The organism is Crenobacter oryzisoli (assembly GCF_030385785.1).
Lineage (GTDB): Bacteria > Pseudomonadota > Gammaproteobacteria > Burkholderiales > Chromobacteriaceae > Crenobacter_A > Crenobacter_A oryzisoli.
In genome coordinates, this window is sequence record NZ_JAUEDK010000095.1 from 1 (window position 1) to 4,309 (window position 4,309).

The 4,309-nt window shown below is 56.6% G+C and carries 3 protein-coding genes and 3 pseudogenes; 4 read left to right on the plus strand and 2 right to left on the minus strand.

All coding sequences use genetic code 11. The annotated features are described in order from the left end of the window. Positions 1-146: pseudogene (locus QU481_RS23425) on the plus strand (IS30 family transposase); the annotation flags it as partial. A gap of 33 nt (positions 147-179) precedes the next feature. Next, positions 180-443, plus strand: a pseudogene (locus tag QU481_RS23430) (DDE-type integrase/transposase/recombinase); the annotation flags it as partial. Positions 444-615: 172 nt separating this feature from the next. Here QU481_RS23430 and QU481_RS23435 read toward each other — a convergent pair. Both QU481_RS23435 and QU481_RS23440 read right to left on the minus strand, forming a co-directional pair. Then, positions 616-1,923 carry a HipA domain-containing protein gene (locus QU481_RS23435; RefSeq protein WP_289832359.1) on the minus strand — a complete coding sequence of 436 codons (1,308 nt, stop codon included), beginning with the start codon at positions 1,921-1,923 and terminating at the stop codon, positions 616-618. Then, positions 1,920-2,186 (minus strand): helix-turn-helix domain-containing protein, encoded by a 267-nt coding sequence (locus QU481_RS23440; protein WP_289832360.1) that lies wholly within the window; start codon positions 2,184-2,186, stop codon positions 1,920-1,922. The genes QU481_RS23435 and QU481_RS23440 overlap by 4 nt, the downstream gene beginning before the upstream one ends. A 231-nt stretch (positions 2,187-2,417) precedes the next feature. Between QU481_RS23440 and QU481_RS23445 the strand changes: the two are divergent. Both QU481_RS23445 and QU481_RS23450 read left to right on the plus strand, forming a co-directional pair. Further along, positions 2,418-3,086 (plus strand): annotated as a pseudogene (locus QU481_RS23445) (IS6 family transposase). A 274-nt stretch (positions 3,087-3,360) separates the two neighbouring features. Next, on the plus strand, positions 3,361-4,143 hold the full coding sequence (locus QU481_RS23450) for a phasin family protein (RefSeq protein WP_289832361.1): 783 nt from the start codon (positions 3,361-3,363) through the stop codon (positions 4,141-4,143). The last annotated feature ends 166 nt before the right edge of the window (positions 4,144-4,309 follow it).

Consider the following 4,309-nt stretch of genomic DNA (forward strand, 5'->3'; position numbering starts at 1 on the left):
CCGTGCACAGCCAGGAAGAGCTGGATGCTATCGCGCACCGGCTGAACACACGCCCACGTGCAGTGTTGAAATTCAAGATGCCGATCGAGGTGTTTGCCGAACATCTGGATGCCGTGATTGAATCGCGACAAGCAGAGAAACATTAACCCTGTTGCACTTGGTTATTGAGGCCGCCCAGGCTATGGCGCGCGGTGGACCAGCATGGCGCGGTGCTCGATGTCCTGGTGCAACGCCGACGCGACAAGCAGGCGGCCAAGCGATTGATGCGCAAGCTGCTCAGGAAGCACGGGCGTGCGCCGCGTGTCCTGGTTACCGACAAGCTCAGAAGCTACGCCGCAGCAAACAGGGATCTGGGGCTGAATGTTGAGCACCGTCAGTACAAAGGATTGAACAACCGGGCGGAGAACTCGCACCAGCCAACGCGAGTGCGCGAGAAAGTGATGCAGAGTTTGTCTTGCGTCACAGTCAGATTCCCGTATTGCTTATCCGCCAGATTATAGACTCTCAAGCAGGTTTTCTGGCCAGGCTGGTCGCCAGGAATGGGGGTTAAACTCGTCTGCTATCCGATGCCAGTTCAATTCCAAAATCCGGAATCGAACCCGTGTCCCATTTTTCTCAGGCGATCTGTTTCGTCATCTCTTTGATGACGTTGTGCAGAATGGTTCTGAGGCAACGGGATTCGCCCGCCACCGTTGCTGACAGCTCGGGGCGCGCATGGGCGATCTGGGTATTTTCGGCTTCAACCTCTGCGTGAAGCGCTTCAGCCTCCTGCACAGCGCGGCTGCGTAGATTCTCCAGCAGGCGCTCAGCCGTGCCTTTCGCCAGTTTCAACGACGCGCCAGCCTCCAATAGCAGGTTTCGGTTGATGTCCGAGAAGTGACGCACACCCAGAATCGGCCAGGCCAGCTGGGTTTGTGCTGGCCAACCCTTTTTGTCGAAGGCGGGCGTGTCATAAGTGGCCACGCTGAGCAGGTCATAGAATGGCGCCAACTGAACGCCCTCATGAGAGACCAGGAAGCTCAGGTTTTTCAGGTGGGCGTCGCTATTGCCGACGAGCACATTGAACACTAGCCAACCAAAGAGCCGGGAGCGTGCCACTGCCGGACTGCGACAGGCATTGGCCAGCGCTGCCAGACTCTCCATGCTGCCCTGGCTGTATTTGAAGCTGCGGTCCAGTCCCAGCAATTGGCAGGCGTCGATCACATGCCGGCGTTGCCAGCCTTGCGCTCCTGGAATCCGATCAAAGCGATCAATCAGATACACCGGTGAGGGTACATAGCGCCGATGCACATCAGGCACATCCAGGCCGAGTCGTTTGGCCAAGCGCATCACGAACCATTCATTGATCACGGAATGGGGGTAGTCCTCATCCGGGTGATCAGGCTTCAGGATATGGGTGGATGGTGTAGCACCAGCAGGTTCAAACAGCGCACCATCTTGCAGAACGACCGCCAGCTTGTGCTGCGCACCAGCCAGCGACATGCGCTTGATGGCGGCATGCGTCAGCGGTGCCTTGGGCAGCTGGCGGATGCGGGTCTCCAGAGCATCGTCCGGCAAGGGTCGCAAGGGTTCGACGGTTTGCAGCGCTGCATCCGGCGGCAGCAATGTCACTGACCCTGCCGACTCCGCGCCGTACCAGGCCAGTAAGCCGAAGGCGTCTGCCGCATCCAGCTTGGCATCTCCTGCCAGCAACACACGTTGCCCTTCTTCCGGTAGCAGGTTGTCGAAATACCACTGCACAGGGCGCTGGCTTGCACCATCCAGCAAGGGCTCAGCTGCCAGTGGAAGATGTGGGCTGAGCGCGAAGCCCTGAGGATTGTCCAGCCAGTCTGCCGCGTATTGGAAACTCCAGAGGCCACTCACCTCCTGTAAGGAGCCAACCTCCGTCTGGTTGATCGAAGCGCACAGGGATCGACCATTCATGGCTTGTCCCTGCTATTTGCTGGATCGTTCAAATAGGCGGCTACGCTCTCGGGTACATCCACCAAGACACGGACGCCCAGCCCTTCAAGAACCTGAAACAGCTTTCCCCATTGCACGGAATCACTGCCGCGCTCGATCTTGCCAAGGAAGTTCTCGCTGACGCCGATGCTGCCTGCTGCATCATCCTGGCGGATCTTCTGAGCCTTGCGGCTGGCGCGCACCACCTTGCCGATAGCGCCTGCGTTGTCGATGGGTATCTTCATGGGAAATCCTCACGTTTGTGAGGATTTTGCGCCGAGTCAGTGCGTTTGGCAACAAATCCTTTTGATCGTGTGGATTTTTAGGTGAAACGGCGCTTTCTTGCCTGAATCCTTTTGATCGTGAGGATTTTTTTGGTGAATTGCAGTGAATAGAGCTCTGAATATCTCCGGTTCTGTCGCAGTAAGCCTCTAGTAGAATGGACCGGTGTCGAACTCAATGTGTGGGCAACGGTCATGAACCCGGAAGTGGCGAAGGTATTGAAGCGTTTGCATTACCCGTTGGAGGTGATGCTGACCTGCGTGCGCTGGTACGTTGCCTATCCGCTGAGCCTGCGTCATTTGGAAGAAATGATGGCCGAGCGAGGTATCTCGGTTGACCACTCTACCGTGTATCGCTGGATGATCAAGTTGTTGCCGCTCTTCGAGAAAGCGTTTCGCCAACATCGGCGTCCAGTGGGCAACAGCTGGCGTATGGACGAGACGTACATCCTGGTTAAGGGCCAGTGGAAGTATCTCTCATCGGGCAGTGGACAAGGACGGCAAGACCATTGATTTTCTGCGGCGCGACGCTTTTTCGAGAAAGCCATCGCTGGCTGTGGGGCACCGATGACCGTCACAGTGGACAACAGGGGGGAGAACCGGGCTGCCCTGCAGGCCATCAATGCCCATCGGGAGACGGCCATCGAGATCCGCCCGAACAAGTACCTGAACAACCTCGTCGAGCAGGACCATAGGGCGATCAAACGCCGGGTCAGGTTGATGCTGGGATTCCAGAACTTTCGCTGCGCCCGCATCATTCTGGGGGGCATTGAGACCATGCATATGATCCGCAAAGGGCAGATGTTCACCCATAAGGGGAGCAGTCCGTCCGCTGCAGAGCAATTCTATTCTCTGGCTGCATAAGCCCACCGCCCTTAGCGGTTCTTCACATCACACTTCGCTTACTGCGAAAGAACCCAGACTCACACCCAGGCCATGCTGGCCTGGGAAAGGGTCTCGTGAGCCCGCTGGGCGGCATGATCCGGGCCAGCACTCGGGATTTTTCGACCTGTTCCCAGCAAGTTGACAATACCGTTCCTGGCGCTAAGCGCGTGCTACATTGTGTTAGTGTTGTGCACTGCAGCACCCTAGCATTCCGATGATGATCCACGTCACAATTAATAAAGAGGTCAACTAGATGTCCGCTACAAACGAGCAATGGAGCAAGCTTTCCTTCACCGGTCTGGAAACTGCACTGCGTTTCGCCCAGGTTTCGTTCGACGGCGCTGAGCGCCTCGTGAAGTTGAACCTAGATATTTCCAAGCAATCTCTAGAAGAAAACGTCAAGGCGGTACGCGAACTGTCCGGTGTGTCTGATCCGCAAGAAGTGTTCAACCGCGTCAGTCAGATTGCCAACCAAGCGTTTGAGCAGGCTGTGAACAATTCGCGCAATGTGTACGAAATCATTTCGTGCACTCAAGCCGGACTTACCCGACTGGCCGAAAAAAACTCCGATGTCATCAAAAAGACCTGGGCCACCTCAATCGAAGACTTCACCAAGAACACCCCGGCCGGCTCCGATGTTGCCTTCGACACCTTGAAAAACACAATCGCTGCTCCTACCAACGCCTTGAGCAACTTCAACAAGGTTGCCGAGCAGGTCACTGTAATTGCCGATGCAGGAGTGAAGACTGCCTCCACCGAGACTACCGAAGCGGTGGAGACCGCCACCATCGAAACTATCGAAGCGGTGGAGACCGCTGTCACCGAGACTTCCAAAGCGGTGAAGGTTACCACTACCGCGGCAACCGAAGCAGTGAAGACCGCCACCATCGAAACTATCGAAGCGGTGGAGACCGCTGTCACCGAGACTTCCGAAGCGGTGAAGGTTGCAACCACAGCGTCAACCGAAGCGGTGAAGACCGCCGCAACCGAGACTGCCAAAGCGGCGAAGATCACCGCGAAGCGTTCTGGCAGCTAAGCAGGCTCTAACCCCAACCTGCGATCAAATCCTATGTGTGGGCGGTTTCCAACCCCAAGTGCAACACCCTGATAAGGTGTTGCCATGCCCTCCCACTACCATCAGCTTTGCCCAGAAGAACGTGCCTGCATCATGCAAATGACCGCGCAGGGACACAGTCTGCGCC